Raw genomic sequence first — 17,795 nt, forward strand, 5'->3', positions numbered from 1 at the left:
TTTTGCAATCTGTCTGGGGCAGAAATAGCAGCACGTACTTTCTTGCGGATAATATCAGCCAGCCCGTTTATAAAATGATAATGGTGCCTGCCGTAATTTGGATCTCCTCTTTCTTGATAAAAATAAGGTGTATTTGTGCAGAAGTATCTTACAGAAGCACGTCAGCTCTTAGCGCTGGCTATACCGATAATCCTCGCCCAGGTTGCTCAGACCGCAATGGGATTTGTCGATACGGTAATGGCAGGGGCAGTGAGCGCCACCGACATGGCCGCGGTTGCTGTGGGCACCTCGATCTGGTTGCCAGCTATTTTACTTGGTCATGGACTGTTGATTGCACTCACGCCAGTAATTGCACAATACAACGGTTCTGGTCGCCGCGATCACATCGCTTACCGGATCCGTCAGGCCTACTGGCTGGCCTTATTCAGCGCGTTACTGATTATGATCGTGCTTTACAATGCCGGGTTTATTATTCGCGCCATGCACAATATTGACCCACGTCTTGCCGACAAAGCCGTCGGCTATTTGCGCGCGTTGCTGTGGGGAGCGCCAGGCTATCTTTGCTTTCAGGTTGTCCGATGCCAGTGTGACGGGCTGTCTAAAACAAGGCCGGGAATGGTAATGGGATTCATTGGCCTGCTGGTCAATATTCCCGTGAATTACATTTTTATTTATGGTCATTTTGGTATGCCCGCCCTGGGCGGCGTCGGCTGTGGCGTGGCTACCGCATCGGTCTATTGGATCATGTTTATCGTGATGAAATACTGGGTAAGCCGCGCTGCCTCGATGCGCGATATCCGCTTAACCAATCGTTTTAGTCTTCCTGACGGCAAGGTATTATGGCGGCTTTTACAGCTTGGCCTGCCTGTTGCCCTTGCCTGGTTTTTTGAGGTCACGCTGTTTGCGGTCGTTGCGTTGCTGGTCTCCCCAATGGGCATTGTGGAGGTTGCCGGCCACCAGATAGCATTGAACTTTAGCTCACTGGTCTTTGTTCTGCCTCTTTCGCTGGGCGTTGCCACCACCATACGAATCGGTTTCAGATTAGGCGAGGGATCGGTTGACGGTGCGCGGGTCGCCGCATGGTCCGCGCAGGGCGTTGGCATGGCCGTGGCGTTGCTGACGGCATTGTTGACGATTATTTTTCGTGAGCCCATTGCACTTCTTTATAACAATGATCCCGCGGTGATTACGCTGGCAGCACAGCTGATGCTGCTTGCCGCCCTTTACCAATTTTCTGACTCTGTCCAGGTTATTGGGAGCGGTATTTTGCGTGGTTACAGAGAAACCCATTCTATTTTTTTTATTACCTTCATCGCTTACTGGCTGCTTGGCTTACCCACAGGATATCTTTTGGCAAAGACCGACTGGATTGTTCCTGCCATGGGGCCGGCTGGCTTCTGGATTGGTTTTATCATCGGACTGACCTCTTCCGCGCTGATGATGGTGTGGCGTATTAAGCACATTCAACGGTTACCCGCTGAACAGATTTTGCAGCGAGCAGAACACTGATTTTTGACCAGTTCAACCGCGCTGTGTTCAAAATTGCCGCACTTCGCACAGTTGATCGGCAGTCACCGTGAAAAAAGCGGATTTCTGCTTGCCAGCCGTCAAGGCTGTCGTTAATATTCTTCCCCGCTGTCATCAGGACAGTCAGAGTGCGTTCTTAGCTCAGTTGGTTAGAGCACCACCTTGACATGGTGGGGGTCGGAGGTTCGAGTCCTCTAGAACGCACCATAGTGCGTCCGTAGCTCAGTTGGTTAGAGCACCACCTTGACATGGTGGGGGTCGGTGGTTCGAGTCCACTCGGACGCACCAAGTTTTTGTGTTCTTAGCTCAGTTGGTTAGAGCATCACCTTAACATGGTGGGGATAGGAGGTCCGAGTTCTCCAGAACACACCAGACCTGATCATCGCTGTGGTCCCCTGCCCTTTAGTTTTATGCAACAATCTGATCTGAAACAAACTTTACCATTTCCATGAGTAACCTTTTTAATTGGTTTTAGCATTTTTAGCGACTATAATGCGAAACGTTGTTTCATCTGAATGGTTCCAGCGGATGATTTATCCTCTCAAAAAAACGATAGTGGGTTGTGCAAGACCATATTGTGTTCCCGTTAAAACCTTTCCCACACACTTATCAATTGTTATCCATTCTGTATCGAAGTTCGCCGCTAAGGCAAAAAATCTCTCCCGGCGTACATCCGGCACCGGAGCCCCATTTTTCTCATCCATCACAACTTAACAGATAACTCGTCATGAAAAAGACCAAGATTGTTTGTACCATCGGGCCCAAAACCGAATCTGAAGAAACGCTGACCAATCTGCTTGACGCAGGTATGAACGTTATGCGTCTGAATTTCTCCCACGGAGATTACGAAGAACATGGCAAACGCATCACTAATCTGCGTGCAGTGATGGCTAAAACAAATTACCAGGCCGCTGTTTTGCTGGACACTAAAGGCCCGGAAATACGCACCATGAAGCTTGAAGGTGGCGTTGATGCTGCGCTGAAAGCAGGTCAGACCTTTACCTTTACCACCGATCAATCGGTTATGGGCAACCACGAACGCGTTGCTGTTACCTATCCAGGTTTTGCTTACGACCTCAAGATTGGTAATACCGTGCTGGTCGACGATGGACTGATTGGTATGGAAGTGATTGACGTCACTGAAAACACCGTTGTCTGCAAGGTGTTAAATAACGGCGACCTGGGTGAAAACAAAGGTGTAAACCTGCCAGGTGTTTCAATCCAGCTTCCTGCTCTGGCTGAAAAAGATAAGCGTGATTTGATTTTTGGCTGTGAACAAGGTGTTGATTTTGTTGCGGCTTCGTTTATTCGTAAACGCTCTGACGTGCTTGAGATTCGTGAGCATCTCAAGCAGCATGGCGGTGAACATATTCAGATTATTTCCAAAATTGAAAACCAAGAAGGTCTGAACAACTTTGACGAGATTCTGGACGCATCTGACGGGATCATGGTAGCTCGCGGTGATCTGGGCGTTGAAATTCCGGTTGAAGAAGTCATTTTCGCGCAGAAAATGATGATTAAAAAATGTAACCGCGCCCGCAAAGTCGTTATCACCGCGACTCAGATGCTGGATTCCATGATTAAAAATCCGCGTCCTACGCGTGCGGAAGCCGGCGACGTAGCCAACGCCATCCTGGACGGTACTGATGCGGTTATGCTTTCAGGCGAAAGCGCCAAGGGGAAATATCCACTTGAATCGGTCACTATCATGGCGACCATCTGCGAACGAACCGACCGCGTGATGAAAAGTCGAATCGATTCTCAGCACGACAACCGTAAAATGCGCATTACCGAAGCAGTGTGCCGTGGTGCTGTCGAAACGGCAGAAAATCTTGAGGCTCCGTTAATTGTCGTTGCCACTGAAGGTGGAAAGTCAGCCAAGTCTGTGCGTAAATACTTCCCCAACGCCACAATACTTGCGCTCACCACCAATGAACTGACCGCACGTCAACTTATCCTTAGCAAAGGTATTGTCGCCACCGTAGTGAAAGAAATCGCCTCCACGGACGATTTTTATCGCCTTGGTAAAGAAGCGGCTATTGCCAGCGGATTTGCTCAGAAAGGAGATGTGGTTGTGATGGTTTCTGGTGCTCTGGTACCGAGCGGGACCACTAACACTGCGTCAGTACATCTGCTCTAGTCAGATTATGTGCCTCTCTTTCAAGCGCCCTTACGGGCGCTTTTTTATCCCTGCATGAACACCACCTCCTGTGGAGGTGGTCAGCAATAAGTTGACTCTGCCAGTCATGCTACTCATGGGAAAATCCGAATCTGTTATCCCTATAACTGTCAGGGATTTAACCATGAGTAGATTCCAGAAAGCATCTCATGTGTTCTGGTGTTGTCAATATCATATCGTATGGACACCCAGGTACCGGTTTCGCATCCTTAGTAACAATGTTGGTAAAGAGGTCTGTGGGCAGATAAGGATCTCAGGTGAGCAGCCCGGGATAGAAGTAGTGGAGCTGAATGTCCAGACAGACCATGTCCATTTGCGGGTAAAAGTGCCTCCACGGCTTTCGATTTCCCATGTAACAGGCGACTTAAAGGGTAAAACAGCCCTTCGATTGTTCAGTAAATTTCCCTGCCTGCGTAAGAACAAGCAGTGGGGAATGATTTTTGGGCAAGAGGTTATTGTGTCGATACCGTAGGTACAAACGAAGAAATGATAAGAAAGTACGTGAAGTATCAGGAAAAACATGAAGTTGAAGATAGCCAGCTTCCACTGAAATAAGTGTGAAGGGAAGGCTCTCTGAGTCTGGACTTAGCGCGCCCCTGTGGGGCGAAATCAATGCCACCTGCTATGCAGGTGGTTTTTTACGTATCCCTGCCTGAAAAGCAGTGCCACATGAACAGCAGAAAATCAGCAACAGAATGGCCTTGCGGGTTACTCAGGCGTCTAACAAACAGCACTGTTTCCATCGGGGACAACGCAGTCAATGGAAAACATTTCAGAGAAAGCGTGTATCCAGACCCTCTACATGATTCTATGTAAATGCCTTTTCTCAGTAGTGGCCGTCCGGGCGGTCACCGAACCCGATAATAAAACGGCTCATCGCCATACGCCAGTCCCTCCGTGGCATCGTCCATTTCTGTGATGCGGCCTGGATTGCCAGCCACACCTCCTTTTTCACTGCGTCGTCAGTCGGGAACACCTTCCGTTTCTTGATGGCATCCCGGATCACGCTGTTCAGCGGCTCGATGGCGCTGGTCGTGTCGAGCGTCTTGCGGATGTCTGCCGGGTAAGCGAAGAACGTCAACAGGCTGGCCCGGTTTGCCTGCCAGCTCCGGCTTATCTGCGGGTAGCGGCTGTCCCGGGTGCCGGCGAACGCTTCCCGCGCCCTGCTTCTTCCGTGGGGGCCTGACAGATGGCTTTCAGGTCACGGGTGACGGCTTTGTAGCCCTCCCAGGAGACGAACCGCAGACTGTTGCACACCATATGCACGACGCACAGCTGGACGCGGGCCTGCGGATACACCGCGTTGATAGCGTCCGGGAAGCCCTTCAGACCATCAACACAGGCGATGAGGATATCGTTCAGGCCACGGTTTTTCAGCCCCGCCAGCACGTTCAACCAGAACTCCGCGCCTTCATTTTCAGCCAGCCACATACCCGGCAGTTCTTTCTGGCCTTCGATGTTGATACCCGGGGCAAGGAACACGGATTTATTGATGACGCGACTGTCCTGCCGGACTTTCAGGACGATGCAGTCAGGGTAAACGATGGGACAAACGTCATCCAGTGGCCGGTTTTGCCATCCGGTGACCTGCACCATGACGGCATCAGTTACCTTTGAGACCCGCGCTGGCGAGACATCGGCGTCATACGGCTCTTTGAATGCGGCCGCTATCTCGCCGGTGGTCATCCCTTTGGCGTACAACGATAAGATCGGGTTATCCATCCCGGTGCTCCGGGTCTGGTTTTTCTTCACCCGTTGCGGTTCAAAGGAGCCATCACGATCGCGCGGTATACGCAGCTCCGGCGAGCCATCGCCGGTGATAACCGTCTTTTGGGTGTGGACGTTGCAGGCGTTGGTCGCCGGTCTGGGCTGATTTTTATCGTCGCCGGGGGGACGGGTCATTTCGGCGTTGAGCGCCGCCCCGACACTGATTTTTTTCAGCAGGCGCTCAAACTGACTGAGATCGTCAGGAGTTTTGAGATTTTTGGCCAGTTCGTTAGCCAGGGCCTGCGACTGTTTTTCGTCCATAAATTAACCTGCTTTTGATGCTGGATTGAACATATCAAAATCAGGCAATTACACAAATCTATGTACTGGCTCTTACTGCCAAATTTTAACCCTCTCCTGAGGCACTGCCATCAGGTTCAGCTCTGCCTCCTTGTTACTGATTTTGAGTCTTACACTACAGAGGGTGACTTCTTCTGAGGCTGTTGACGCATCCTCATGAGGTAAAGTCATCACTACCTTTCGGGAAATCAGCTTTACAGTAAATCCCTAAGAAGGGCATTCGACGTCTTCTGGCTAAGTTCCTGGCCTTTCATCTGTAGTGACACACTGAATTTGGCCACCTGAGTTGAGGTGATATGCTCACCTCAAAATTTCACAGGTGAACCAATGAGCAAGGTATTTACTGCTGAATTTAAACTTGAAGCGGCAAAGCGGGGCCTCGACCAGCACTACACACACGGTGAAGCTGCTAAGGCGATGAATGTCAGTCTTTCTGCCATCAACCGGTGGGTAAAATCGTTACGTCTGCAGCGTCAGGGAAAAAAACATCGGGGCTGCCTGTCACTCCTGAGCAAACTGAACTCAGGGAAATGAGAAAACGTATACAGCGCCTTGAAATGGAAAACGAAATCCTAAAAAAGGCTACAGCGCTCTTGATGTCGGACTCCCTCAACAGTTCTCGATAATCGACAGTCTGAGGGCGCATTACCCGGTTGCCTCATTGTGCCGACTGTTCGGTGTTCACCGCAGCAGTTATCGCTACACACGTAAAAACAGTACTGAGCCTGATGCTGACCGTGCCGTTAAACGCCGTCTGGTCAGCGAGGTCTGGAACGCCAGTGGGGGTTCCGCCTGTGCCAGAAGTATCGCCACGATGGTCACGACAAAGGGCGTACAACTCGGTCGATGGCTGGCTGGTCGACTGATGAAAGAGCTGGGTATCACCAGTTGTCAGATACCGGGGCATAAATACAAACGTGGGGGCAATGAGCATGTTGAAATCCCGAATCTTCTTGCCCGGCAGTTTGCAGTGACAGAACCGAATCAGGTCTGGTGCGGTGATGTGACCTACATCTGGACGGGCAAACGGTGGGCTTATCTGGCCGTGGTGCTGGCTCTGTTTGCCCGTAAACCGGTGGGCTGGGCGCTGTCGTACTCACCAGACTCAGACCTCACTATAAAAGCACTTCAGATGGCATGGGAGCTACGGGGGCGGCCATCAGGCGTGATGTTCCACAGTGTTCAGGGGAGTCATTATACCAGTCGTCAGTACCGACAGATGCTGTGGGGCTACCGGAGCACACAGAGCATGAGTCGCCGGGGAAACTGCCGGGATAACAGTCCGATGGAGCGGTTCTTCCGTAGACTGAAGAGTGAATGGGTACCAACGACGGGCTACGAAAGCTTAGGGGAAGCACGGTTATCGATAATCCGATATATCACGGGGTACTACAGTGCTCTCAGGCCTCACTGGAATAACGGCGGCTTAACGCCAAATGAATCAGAGCGGCTGTTCCACGAACGTAGCGCCCTTACAGGGCGAGCGTCACGGCTTTGCCGTTCCGATAGTGTTCATGGCCGTCACGCGGCTTTATACTCTGCGGTATGTTAATTTGTACTAGCTCAGACCTGATCTGACAGTTACCGGTTATTTATACAGGTGTCTGTCAGATTACATCTGGTTCAGATTTTTTTCTGCCCAGACTCGTTTACCATCAAGTAACGTGGCCATTGGCGTACGCCCGCAGCACATTTTTCCCTGATGAGTTCGCTCATTATTGTAATGCCACAACCCGTTGTCCAGATCCGTTTGCAGGCTCTCCAGGTCTTCGTATAACTTCTTACGGAACGTAACCTGATAAAAATCCTGCAAAATAGTTTTATGGAAGCGCTCGCAGATGCCGTTCGTCTGCGGAGACATCGCCTTCGTTTTTGTATGGTCGATATCGTTGATGGCCAGATACAGCTGGTAATCATGCTGCTCCACCTTACCACAGTACTCCGTTCCCCTGTCGGTCAGGATCCTCAGCATCGGCAGTCCCTGAGCCTCGTAGAACGGCAGTACGCGATCATTGAGCAGGTCTGCGGCGGTGATCGGCGTTTTACTCGTATACAGCTTGCAGTGTGCCACTTTCGAGTACGTATCCACGAACGTCTGCTGGTAGATACGACCCACACCTTTCAGATTGCCCACGTAGAAGGTGTCCTGCGACCCGAGATAACCCGGGTGAGCAGTTTCGATTTCTCCGCTGGCCTCGTCATCGTGGGCCTTCTTCTCCAGCGCTGCGATTTGAGCGTCGGTAAGCACGATGCCTTCTCTGGCGACCTTTTCCTCAAGTGCCTTCAGGCGTTTACGGAAGTTCTCCAGGTCGTGCCGTTGCCAGATGGAGCGCACGCCGCTACCGGAGATAAACACGCCTTTTTTACGCAGCTCATTACTGGTCCGGTGTTGCCCGTGGGCCGGGAACTCAACGGCATATTCAACAACAGCGCGTTCAGTGGCTTCGTCGGCGCGGTTCTTCAGGTTGGGGACGCGGCGGTTCTGGTTAATCAGCGCATCGATGCCGCCTTCAGCAGCCAGTTCCTGATAACGGTAAAACGTGTCGCGTGACACGCCCATGATCTTGCAGGCTTTTGATACGTTACCGAGTTCTTCGGCGAGATTGAGCAGGCCGGCTTTGTGTTTGATGATGGGATTGTTAGTATGAATCATGAGAGTTACCTCGCGTTTTGTTTAAGGATTAGACACCCATATCAAAACCGGTAACTCTCAACCTTTCAAGGTCCAGTGTCAGATCAAGTCGCGACTAATACAGTTAATTTCTCAGGAAATCATTCACATTGCCCGTAGCAAAGCCCCCAGAAAGCGTAAACCCACGCCCTCGTCCCGACGCGCTATACCCGGATATCCTAAGCGTTTTCTGGTGTCCATTCCGCCCCGGAGCGATTATGACGACCCCGACGAGTTTTTTTACGACACTCCGCAGGATGCCATTCGTCACTGTGTCCACCTGGGGCCACAGTTTTTCCTCGATACACACTTCGACCCGCCTCTCGTCTGCATCATCCGCGGCTTTGAGCCGCCTGACTCACCCGACGGCGATGTCGTCCTTGAGTCCATGCCAGCCGATGTGTTTATTATCGCCACAGAATCCGGCATGCTGCCGGTGACCTTCGCTCCCTGGGATAAACACACCGACAACTGGGCCGATGACTGTGACGACTGGCACTATAATACCGGTGCCACTGCAGAGCGATAATCCGCCGCATGTATATCCCGCGCCCGGCAAAACTGCTGTTCACCACTGATGACGCCTGGAACCGGTATATGGATAAACACGGGGACACCCTCAGCCCCTGGACCGTACTCTGCGTCGAGCGCATGCTCGCCTGCGGCACTGCTGCCATGGGGGTGAAGCGATACTGCTGCGCCTCCCCGGACTGCACCCACACCCGCTTCTTCTGCCAGACCTGTAAATCAAAAGGCTGCAGCTCCTGCGGACATAAGGCCACGGAGCAGTGGATTACAGAGCAACAGCAAATTCTGCCCGACTGCGACTGGCAGCATATCACCTTCACCATGCCCCATCTGCTGTGGCCCTTTTTCAACAATAACTGGCCTCTGCTCAATGCCCTGTTCCGCGCAGCCACCCGCGCCATGCTCCGCTGGGCCAGAAAACAGGGTGTGGAAGTCGGTATCTTCTGCGCCCTGCACACCTACGGTCGCCAGCTCAACCAGCATCCCCACATTCATCTCTCCGTCACCCGCGGCGGGCTTGATATTAAACACGGCGTATGGCGCGACCTCTTCTTTAAAAAGCATGCCGTGGAGGAAATCTGGCGCGGAGCCGTCATCCGGCTGCTGCGCCACAGCTATGACCTGATTAACCCCGGCAGGCTGCCGGGGCTGGGGCATATCCACGACAAAAAACAGTGGCTGCGCTATCTGCAGGCGCAGTACGGGCGCCGCTGGAAGGTCCACTTCGCGAAGAAGACCCGGGGGGCCTGGCGGAGCGTCAAATATCTGGGCCGGTACCTGAAACGGCCCCCCGTGTCGGCGGCGAAGCTGAGGCACTACAGCGGCGGCGCGGTGGTGCACCACTATTACGACCACCGTACGCAGCAGTACCGGCAGCAGACGCTGACGCAGGAAGATATGATCGGACGTTATATCAGCCATATCCCGGCGAAGCATTTTAAGATGGTGCGTTATTACGGTTTTTTATCAAACCGTAAACGGGGTAGCCTGCTGCCGAAGGTGTATGAAGCCCTGGAGATGGAAGCGCGGAAAAAACCGGAGAAGCCCGGCTTCGCCGCGCTGATGAAAGAATTTCTGCGCACGGATCCGTACAAATGCATTCTGTGCGGCAACCGACTGCGCTTCAGCAGTGCGCAGGCCGGGAGGCACGCGTCGGAGTTGGTGGCAGAAAGACTGCATAACATCGACCGGAAACGATGGCTTCTGGCACAGACTGCGGGATAAGTGCGTCTGAAAAACAGCTTTCAGGTTAAAAACGCGCCGCAAATGCCATTTTATGACCATAACGTTCCCGATGGCACATCATTACTGCATTACAGACACTGCTGCTCATGGTCAGGAAATTTTTAAAACGATGATTCAGTTTCCTAACCATGAACGCCGATTACGGCGGCGGATCTACTGAATGACCGTGTGTTGCCGTTTTATGAGTTTCATGGTTTGCCGATGCCGAGGATACTCACTGACAGAGGCACAGAGTACTGTGGCAAAGTGGAGCAGCATGACTACCCGCTTTATCTGGCAATAAATGATATCGACCACACGAAAACCAAAGCGATGTCACCGCAGACCAACGGTACCTGCGAGCGGTTCCACCGGACGATATTGCAGGCGTTTTATCAGGTGACGTTCCGCAAAAAACTGTATGGCGCTCTCGACGCACTACAATCAGGTCTTGATGAATGGTTGGCTCACTATAATAATGAGCGACCCCATCAGGGGAAAATGTGCTGTGGGCGAACGCCAATGGAAACATTACTTGATGGAAAGCGCATCCGGGCTGAGAAGAATTTAAGCCAGATGTAATCTGACAGATACCTGTATAAATAACCGGTAACTGTCAGATCAGGTCTGAGCTAGTACACGTAATAAAAACTCCATTTACCAGCAGAAATCAGGCGCTCAACTCACAGTCATCGGCAACTAAACTCAATTTAAATAACCTGTTTTCGCTAAAATTTTTGCCAGAATGGTTAAAGACGATGCTTCTTTGAGCGAACGAACAAATTTAACGAGATTATAACTAAATTTTATTCTCTTTAGAAAAAACTTTGTGTAATACTTGTAACGCTACATGGAGATTAACTCAATCTAGAGGGTATAAATAATGAATCGTACTAAACTGGTACTGGGCGCAGTGATACTGGGTTCAACTCTGCTGGCTGGTTGCTCAAGCAATGCTAAAATCGACCAGCTGTCTACCGACGTTCAGACTCTGAACGCGAAAGTTGACCAGCTGAGCAACGATGTGAACGCAATCCGTTCTGACGTTCAGGCTGCTAAAGATGACGCAGCTCGTGCTAACCAGCGTCTGGACAACCAGGCTCACTCTTACCGTAAGTAAGAGCTCTGATACTGAAAATGGCGCGCATTGTGCGCCATTTTTTACTCCTGTTCCCTCAGTTCTCTCTGCACATGCCCCTTTGCCAGCCTTACTCAGCCTCTCCGCTACGTATCAGAACTCTCCAGACCATTTTTAACTGTTATCACATTAGCAAAGATGACTGTGATAAAGCACTTAAGGCCGCCTGCGGGTAAACAGAAACGATAAAGATGAATTACTTACCCCGTGCCACTGAAATACCCATTTTAGTACCACTCAAGTATTGATACTTCGGCTGAACGTTCACTTTCGAGCTCTGCATGCTCAGGAGTCATTCGCACTTGCCCTGCTGTACTCGTTCAGTCATTTCCCGGCGACCTCGTATTTAAAACGCTTGTGGGAACCGCCACGCGGAAAGCATTGAACTGTTGCTAAAACACACTGAAAGTCGATCACATAAGTAAGCGGTCAGCTCGTACCGTATTGATGTTTATGCTGATGTCAGATCAACATTCCATGGGAGAAGTTCTTCAACACGGTTAGATGGCTAGTCTGGTAACACACCCAGTACATGACGCAACCAGGCTTCAGGATCTACGCCATTCAGCTTGCAGGTACCCAGCAGACTGTACAGCATGGCTCCTCGTTCACCACCTCGCGCCGAACCGAAGAACATCCAGTTTTTTCTGCCAACCGCGACGGCTCTGATGGCACGCTCTGCAGCATTATTGTCTATTTCCACATGTCCGTCGTGGCAGTAGCAACACAACGCATCCCAGTGGTTTTCTATATACGCGAACGCTTTGCTCAACCGTGATTTTTTCGACAGCGTCTTTTGTTTTTCATCTATCAGCGCTTTCAGCGACATCATTAGCGGCAGGTTTTTCTCCTGTCTGACTGCCTTCCGCCATTCTGCTCTTTGTCCGCGTATTTCTGCTTCTGTTGCATACAGCGCTCTGATTAGCGCCAGAGCCTGTATCAGCGTCAGGTTTTTCCGGGCATTTATCCAGATGTCATAGATCTTTCTACGGGCATGGGGCCATGCAACCCGCTCTTTTCAGAGGCGGGCCATTTTCTCTTTGCGTGGTGAACTGACTGTTGTATGCCGCATATCCATCAACCTGGAGCACCTTCCCCCCGAACCCGGCGAGATGCTCTTCAGCGTATTTGCCGTTACGCCCTACACTCCAGGCGAACCAGACCGCCGATGGTGAGTGAGTTCCGAAGAGGCGTTCATCCCTGACATACGCCCAGATGTGGCTCCTTTCTGTTTTTGTTTTTCCGGGTGACTGTACCTGTACCGGCATTTCGTCTGCATGAAGCGACCAGGCCCCCATAATATAGTTGTATAACGCTTCATCCAGCGGTTCGGGCAGACGACAGCTGGCTTCAACCCAGCCAGAGAGGAGTGAGCGGCTGAGCTGGCTCCCCTGGCGGGCTAACATCTCTGACAGCCAGTTCAGTGGCAGATGATCACAGTATTTTGAGATTAACATCCAGGCCAGCAGGCCTTTCCCGGCGATCCGCGCTCGATGGGGTGTGATGGTGCCGCTGCCTGCACGATACAGTCACACTTCATACAGACATATTTTTCGCGGATCGTACGGATAACTTTCAGTGCGGCACTCAGCATTTCCAGTTGCTCTGCACTGTCTTCTCCCAGACAGGCAAGACGCCCGCCACACTCAGGGCAACATTCATCCGGTGAGGACAACCTTTTTATTTCACGGGTAAGATGCTCCGGGAACGGTCTGAGCTGACGGGGAGTCGTGGATCATTCTCTCGCTCCACCTGTTCATCATTTTTCTGCACCAGAGAATCCAGCTTACTTTCAAGATCGGTTTTCTGTTGCTGTAGCTTCTCTGACCGGCTTCCGAACAACATCCGGCTGAGTTTATCCAGCTGTGAGCGAAGTTCTTCCGCCTCCTGCTCGTGCTCTGTCGCTTTGTTTTCTGCCTGTTTCAGGGCGTAGCGTAGCTCAGCCTCTGTTTTGCTGTTGAGGCTGAGCTGGATATTCTGTTGCCTGATAAGTGCTTCCAGCTCGGCAATATGGATTAGAGGATCCTGATGCATACTCATATTTATAATATGGGTATCTTTTTTACAACATGTTCAGCAGGTTAGTGCGTTTCTGACGAACGGGTTGTCGCCAGTCGAACCGCTCAGGCAGAAGAGCCAGCTGGCTGCGGGTAAGTGATATTTTTCCGTCCTGAGCTGAAGTCCAGACAAAGTGACCCTCTTCCAGGCGTTTGGTATACAGGTTCATCCCGTCGTGGTCGGCCCAGAGCACTTTCACCATATCGCCTTTACGCCCCCGGAAGATGAAGATGTGACCTGAGTGAGGATTTTCATCCAGAACACTTTGTATCTGTTCACCAGGGCCATTGAAGCTTCGTCGCATATCGGTTACACCAGCGACCAGCCAGATACGCATATCAGAAGGAACATTCGCCTGTTAAACCATTAATATCGATGACCACCCGATGTACTCAGGGCCAGTCATTGATGCCCTGCTTCTTCGCGCTATGGCCTCTGGCTCATGACCACACTGTGCATTTATTTGAACACGGAAAAGTTGTCGACGTTTTTGACACATCCCGGTTGTTCTTTCTCCGCGTGCGCCACCACCAGTATTGATACGGCAGGAATTCTTGATATTGTCGGCCAGAATGCACCGGGCGGCTGAAAACCGACACTTTTTTATAACCGTGAAGGAATATTCAGTGAGGAAAAGGATATGAGGATGAAGGATACGCAAAAAGTGCAGCCACTTCTCACCCACAGGGCAGGAAGTGGAGTAATTTAGTTTTCGATGACGGCCTGCGCTTTCTGGCGAATGGCGCGTATCATCGCTTCAAGTCCCTGTGAACGTGACGGTGTCAGATGCTGAACCAGGGCCAGTTGTTCAAACCACGGGCGAACATCAAAAGTAAGAATTTCGTCCGCGGTCATCTGTTGGTATAAGACAAAAACAACGGCAATAAGGCCCTTAACGATAGCAGCATCGCTGTCACCATTAAGTATCACCCGATGATTCTCATCGATGGTCATCAGGATCCAGACCTGGCTCTGGCAACCAGAAATGATGTTTTCATCGGTGTGTGCCCATTCAGGCAGTTCGGGTAAGAGTGCACCCAGTTCAATCACATACAGATACTTTTCTTCCCAGTCAGCGCAACGGCCAAAGTTGCGTACCAGTTTTTCTCTATCTGGCAGGCTTGCCATACTTTCTCCCTTGCTGCTGAGTTCAGCCCAGCAGGCGATGTATACGTGTCAGACCAGCCACCAGGCGGTCGACCTCTTCCTCGCTATTATACAAAACAAACGAGGCCCGACACATTGTCGACACGCCATAGTGGTTCATCAACGGCATGGCGCAATGGTGCCCGGTACGAATGGCAATACCATAGCGATCCAGGAAGCTGCCAACATCATAGGCGTGGTGCTGGCCCAGATTGAATGCAATCACCCCGGCCCGTTCACGTGGCCCATAAATCTGCAAATCTGGCACCCGGGAGAGCTTATCCATGGCATAACGCATTAATACCTGTTCGCGCTGCTGGATGACATCAAGGCCGAGTTCACTGACCCAGCGGAGCGCCGCACCCAGTCCGATAATGCCTCCGGTATTTGGTGAACCTGCTTCAAAACGCCAGGGGGCTGCTGCATAGGTGGTTCCTTCTGTCAGGCTAACGCAAGCAATCATTGATCCACCTCCTTCCCAGGGTGGCATCTGATCCAATAACGCTTTACGTCCGTACAAAATGCCAATGCCAGACGGACCATAAATTTTATGTCCTGAAAAGACATAAAAATCGCAGCCCAGCGACTGCACATCAACCTGTTCATGCATCACCGCCTGAGCACCATCAATTAGGGTGACGATGCCCGCCGCTTTTGCACAGGCTATCAGCTCTTTCACCGGGTTAACCGTTCCCAACACGTTTGAAACATGCGTTACCGCAAGCATGCGCGTGCGACTGTCGATAAGGGATGGCAAGGATGACAGATCCAGTTCACCCGTTTCGCTAAGGGGGATAAAACGGACTTCCGCACCGATTCGTTGGGCGACCATCTGCCAGGGAACGATATTAGCGTGATGCTCCATGGCAGTGATAAGAATATTATCTCCCGGCTGCAGCTGACTTCCCCCCCAGCTTGAAGCAACAAGGTTAATCGCTTCAGTAGTGCCTTTGGCGAAAACGATCTCTTCCGCTGAGGCGGCATTAAGAAAAGCAGCCGCCTGCACACGCACATTTTCCATCTCAGTTGTAGCTTCGCCACTTAACGTATGAATACCCCGATGAACCGCAGCGTACCCGTGCTGATAGAAATGGCTTTCTGCCTCGATAACCGCTAACGGTTTCTGGGCGCTGGCGGCACTGTCCAGATAAGCCAGAGGCTGACCATTGACTTCCCTTGCCAGTACGGGAAAATCATCCCTGATGCGCGCCAGGTCAAAACTCATTTAATGCCTCCGGGGAAGCGATGCGCGATGCGCTGCATCACGGCGTTCTTCAGCACTTCATCGGTAATGGCTTCCGTTAGCTCTGCGGCGAACGCATAAATGATCATGCGTTGGGCAGATGCTTCGCTGATACCGCGAGCACGCAGATAAAACATCTGCTCGTCGTCAATACGACCAATAGTCGCTCCGTGGCTACATTTCACATCGTCAGCGTAGATTTCCAGCTGGGGTTTGGTATCCACTTCAGCGAGCCGTCCTAACAACAGGTTGTTGTTAGTCATCTGCCCATCCGTTTTCAGCGCATATTTCGCCACTTTAATATGTCCATTGAACACAGCTCGCGCTTTATCACGCACGATGGTCTTATGCATCTGACGGCTCAGGCAGTGGCCCTTATTATGTTCAAGATAGGTGCGGCTGTCACACACCTCTTTTTCCACGGGCAGCATCAGGCTATTAATGCCCAGCTCGCTGCCCTCACCGTTAAGCTGCACGCTGGTGTTATGACGAGCCAAACCGCTACCAAGCAGGAAAGTATCGCTTTGCACTCGCGCATCACGACCAATAACCAGATCGTTATGCGAGAAGTGATAGCTGCTGGTATGTTCAAAAGCCAGTTTGTAGTGATTCAAAACGGCGTTATTACCCACGGCTGCGGTAAAACGCGCACCAGTGAAATGCGAGGCTTCGTCGAGGCTGACATAGTGCTCAATTACCGTGGCACTGGCTGCCTCACCCAGCTGCAAATGGTGACGATAATGTGACGTGTTCATCTGTGACGGAGCGCTACCGCTGCTGATATGCAAAAGATACAGCGCCCGCGCTGCTGTCTTTCCACGCGGCAGATGAATGGTGGTCACCTCGTCTGCCAGGCTTTCCGTCAGGTGCAAGAAAACTTCAGGCTGCACCGGCGTACTCAGCTCGCGCCGGTCAGACGTGCGAGAAACCTGGATATTAAAAAGATCGAGGGTTTTATCGCTTAATTCCGCATTGAAACGTCCATCAACAAACACCAACTTTACCGCGTCAATATTGAGCACCAGCCCGGCAACATCACTTGCGCTAAGGCCTGACGCAGCGGGCAAAACAAAGTGCTGCGCCAGCAGGCCATCAAGCGGCGTATATTTCCAGTTTTCATGCTTTCGCGTCGGCAAGCCTAAGCGCAACACCTGCTGCCAGTGCTGTTGGGCCTGCATTGAGCGATGCTCTCTGCTGCTCTCAAACAGGTGATGCCACTCCTGCAGAGCATTTTCATTACTCCTGGTCGGTAAGCCAGCCATAGCCTTGCTCCTCCAGTTGTTTCACCAACGTAAAGTCGCCCGACTTCACGATTTTTCCCTGATATAACACGTGGACGAAGTCAGGTTTGATGTAATCAAGAATGCGCTGGTAATGCGTAACAATGATAAATGAGCGCTTACCGTCACGCAGGGTATTTACGCCACCCGCAACGATTTTCAGGGCGTCGATATCCAGACCGGAGTCAGTTTCATCAAGAATACAAAGTTCAGGCTCCAGCGCCGCCATCTGCAAAATATCGTTGCGTTTTTTCTCACCACCGGAGAAACCAACGTTGACGGAACGCGTCAGCAAATCCTCAGGCATTTTCAGCAGCTGGATTTTATCCTCGATAAAATCCTGGAAATCGAAACGATCAAGCGCTTCACTGTTGCGATATTTGCGTACGGCGTTGACTGCCGTTTGCAGGAAAAACTGATTGCTCACGCCGGGGATTTCGACCGGATACTGGAAGGCCATGAAAATACCCTCACCGGCACGATCTTCCGGGGAAAGCTCCAGCAAATCTTTCCCTTTGAAATGCACCGAACCACCAGTGATTTCATACTCTTCACGTCCCGCTAACGTGGCTGAGAGGGTGCTTTTACCCGAACCATTTGGTCCCATAATCGCATGAACCTCGCCCGGCTTAACCTCAAGATTCAGTCCGCACAGGATCGCTTTATCTTCAATACTTACCTGTAGATCTTTAATACTTAACATAGTGTTTCCTGAGCAATACGTTGCAGCATTG

At 51.4% G+C, this 17,795-nt stretch carries 11 protein-coding genes, 3 tRNA genes and 5 pseudogenes; 11 read left to right on the plus strand and 8 right to left on the minus strand.

What is annotated here, in order from left to right; genetic code table 11:
* Nucleotides 1-135: 135 nt before the first annotated feature.
* The 6 genes and pseudogenes from LU633_RS14105 (at nt 136) to tnpA (ending at nt 4,261) form a co-directional block, all read left to right on the plus strand.
* On the plus strand, nt 136-1,509 hold the full coding sequence (locus tag LU633_RS14105) for an MATE family efflux transporter (RefSeq protein ID WP_016169817.1): 1,374 nt from the start codon (nt 136-138) through the stop codon (nt 1,507-1,509).
* A 148-nt stretch (nt 1,510-1,657) separates the two neighbouring features.
* Nucleotides 1,658-1,734: transfer RNA gene (locus LU633_RS14110), tRNA-Val, on the plus strand.
* A 4-nt stretch (nt 1,735-1,738) separates the two neighbouring features.
* Nucleotides 1,739-1,815, plus strand: a tRNA-Val gene (locus LU633_RS14115).
* Between the two features lie 7 nt (nt 1,816-1,822).
* Nucleotides 1,823-1,899, plus strand: a tRNA-Val gene (locus LU633_RS14120).
* A 355-nt stretch (nt 1,900-2,254) separates the two neighbouring features.
* Nucleotides 2,255-3,667, plus strand: coding sequence for a pyruvate kinase PykF (gene pykF, locus LU633_RS14125; RefSeq protein ID WP_016169818.1), 1,413 nt, complete (start codon nt 2,255-2,257; stop codon nt 3,665-3,667).
* A gap of 163 nt (nt 3,668-3,830) precedes the next feature.
* Nucleotides 3,831-4,261, plus strand: a pseudogene (gene tnpA, locus LU633_RS14130) (IS200/IS605 family transposase).
* Between the two features lie 271 nt (nt 4,262-4,532).
* Here the strand turns inward: tnpA and LU633_RS14135 are convergent.
* Nucleotides 4,533-5,734 (minus strand): annotated as a pseudogene (locus tag LU633_RS14135) (IS256 family transposase).
* A 366-nt stretch (nt 5,735-6,100) separates the two neighbouring features.
* Between LU633_RS14135 and LU633_RS14140 the strand changes: the two are divergent.
* Nucleotides 6,101-7,238 (plus strand): annotated as a pseudogene (locus LU633_RS14140) (IS3 family transposase); the annotation flags it as partial.
* A 147-nt stretch (nt 7,239-7,385) separates the two neighbouring features.
* Here LU633_RS14140 and LU633_RS14145 read toward each other — a convergent pair.
* Nucleotides 7,386-8,426, minus strand: a complete 1,041-nt coding sequence (locus LU633_RS14145; RefSeq protein ID WP_046371791.1) for an IS481 family transposase — start codon at nt 8,424-8,426, stop codon at nt 7,386-7,388.
* Between the two features lie 211 nt (nt 8,427-8,637).
* Here LU633_RS14145 and LU633_RS14150 point away from each other — a divergent pair, with 211 nt between their 5' ends.
* From LU633_RS14150 to LU633_RS14165, 4 genes and pseudogenes are all read left to right on the plus strand, one after another.
* Complete coding sequence (locus tag LU633_RS14150) at nt 8,638-8,973, plus strand: hypothetical protein (RefSeq protein ID WP_052734695.1); 336 nt, start codon at nt 8,638-8,640, stop codon at nt 8,971-8,973.
* A gap of 8 nt (nt 8,974-8,981) precedes the next feature.
* Nucleotides 8,982-10,196, plus strand: a complete 1,215-nt coding sequence (locus tag LU633_RS14155) for an IS91 family transposase (protein ID WP_046371879.1) — start codon at nt 8,982-8,984, stop codon at nt 10,194-10,196.
* 153 nt (nt 10,197-10,349) lie between these two features.
* Nucleotides 10,350-10,778: pseudogene (locus LU633_RS14160) on the plus strand (IS481 family transposase); the annotation flags it as partial.
* Between the two features lie 301 nt (nt 10,779-11,079).
* Nucleotides 11,080-11,316 carry a major outer membrane lipoprotein gene (locus tag LU633_RS14165; RefSeq protein ID WP_016169824.1) on the plus strand — a complete coding sequence of 79 codons (237 nt, stop codon included), beginning with the start codon at nt 11,080-11,082 and terminating at the stop codon, nt 11,314-11,316.
* Between the two features lie 526 nt (nt 11,317-11,842).
* Here the strand turns inward: LU633_RS14165 and tnpC are convergent.
* From tnpC to sufC, 6 genes and pseudogenes are all read right to left on the minus strand, one after another.
* Nucleotides 11,843-13,368: pseudogene (gene tnpC / locus LU633_RS14170) on the minus strand (IS66 family transposase).
* Nucleotides 13,369-13,396: 28 nt separating this feature from the next.
* Nucleotides 13,397-13,729 carry an IS66 family insertion sequence element accessory protein TnpB gene (gene tnpB, locus LU633_RS14175; RefSeq protein WP_016169827.1) on the minus strand — a complete coding sequence of 111 codons (333 nt, stop codon included), beginning with the start codon at nt 13,727-13,729 and terminating at the stop codon, nt 13,397-13,399.
* A 368-nt stretch (nt 13,730-14,097) separates the two neighbouring features.
* Nucleotides 14,098-14,520: a cysteine desulfuration protein SufE gene (gene sufE, locus LU633_RS14180; protein ID WP_016169828.1), complete on the minus strand. Its 423-nt coding sequence runs from the start codon at nt 14,518-14,520 to the stop codon at nt 14,098-14,100.
* A gap of 22 nt (nt 14,521-14,542) precedes the next feature.
* A complete protein-coding gene (gene sufS, locus LU633_RS14185; protein ID WP_016169829.1) occupies nt 14,543-15,763 on the minus strand; it encodes a cysteine desulfurase SufS in 1,221 nt (406 codons plus the stop codon).
* Nucleotides 15,760-17,043 carry a Fe-S cluster assembly protein SufD gene (gene sufD, locus LU633_RS14190; RefSeq protein ID WP_016169830.1) on the minus strand — a complete coding sequence of 428 codons (1,284 nt, stop codon included), beginning with the start codon at nt 17,041-17,043 and terminating at the stop codon, nt 15,760-15,762. The genes sufS and sufD overlap by 4 nt, the downstream gene beginning before the upstream one ends.
* Nucleotides 17,018-17,764 carry a Fe-S cluster assembly ATPase SufC gene (sufC, locus tag LU633_RS14195; protein ID WP_016169831.1) on the minus strand — a complete coding sequence of 249 codons (747 nt, stop codon included), beginning with the start codon at nt 17,762-17,764 and terminating at the stop codon, nt 17,018-17,020. The genes sufD and sufC overlap by 26 nt, the downstream gene beginning before the upstream one ends.
* Between the last annotated feature and the right edge of the window lie 31 nt (nt 17,765-17,795).

Origin of the sequence: Erwinia tracheiphila (assembly GCF_021365465.1) — a bacterium.
Classification (GTDB): Bacteria; Pseudomonadota; Gammaproteobacteria; order Enterobacterales; family Enterobacteriaceae; genus Erwinia; species Erwinia tracheiphila.

Bases quoted from the DNA above. Each gene is read 5' to 3' on its own strand.
- pykF (WP_016169818.1), top strand. From the start codon at position 2,255: ATGAAAAAGACCAAGATTGTTTGTACCATCGGGCCCAAAACCGAATCT.
- LU633_RS14145 (WP_046371791.1), bottom strand. From the start codon at position 8,426: ATGATTCATACTAACAATCCCATCATCAAACACAAAGCCGGCCTGCTC.
- LU633_RS14155 (WP_046371879.1), top strand. From the start codon at position 8,982: ATGTATATCCCGCGCCCGGCAAAACTGCTGTTCACCACTGATGACGCC.
- LU633_RS14165 (WP_016169824.1), top strand. From the start codon at position 11,080: ATGAATCGTACTAAACTGGTACTGGGCGCAGTGATACTGGGTTCAACT.
- tnpB (WP_016169827.1), bottom strand. From the start codon at position 13,729: ATGCGTATCTGGCTGGTCGCTGGTGTAACCGATATGCGACGAAGCTTC.
- sufE (WP_016169828.1), bottom strand. From the start codon at position 14,520: ATGGCAAGCCTGCCAGATAGAGAAAAACTGGTACGCAACTTTGGCCGT.
- sufS (WP_016169829.1), bottom strand. From the start codon at position 15,763: ATGAGTTTTGACCTGGCGCGCATCAGGGATGATTTTCCCGTACTGGCA.
- sufD (WP_016169830.1), bottom strand. From the start codon at position 17,043: ATGGCTGGCTTACCGACCAGGAGTAATGAAAATGCTCTGCAGGAGTGG.
- sufC (WP_016169831.1), bottom strand. From the start codon at position 17,764: ATGTTAAGTATTAAAGATCTACAGGTAAGTATTGAAGATAAAGCGATC.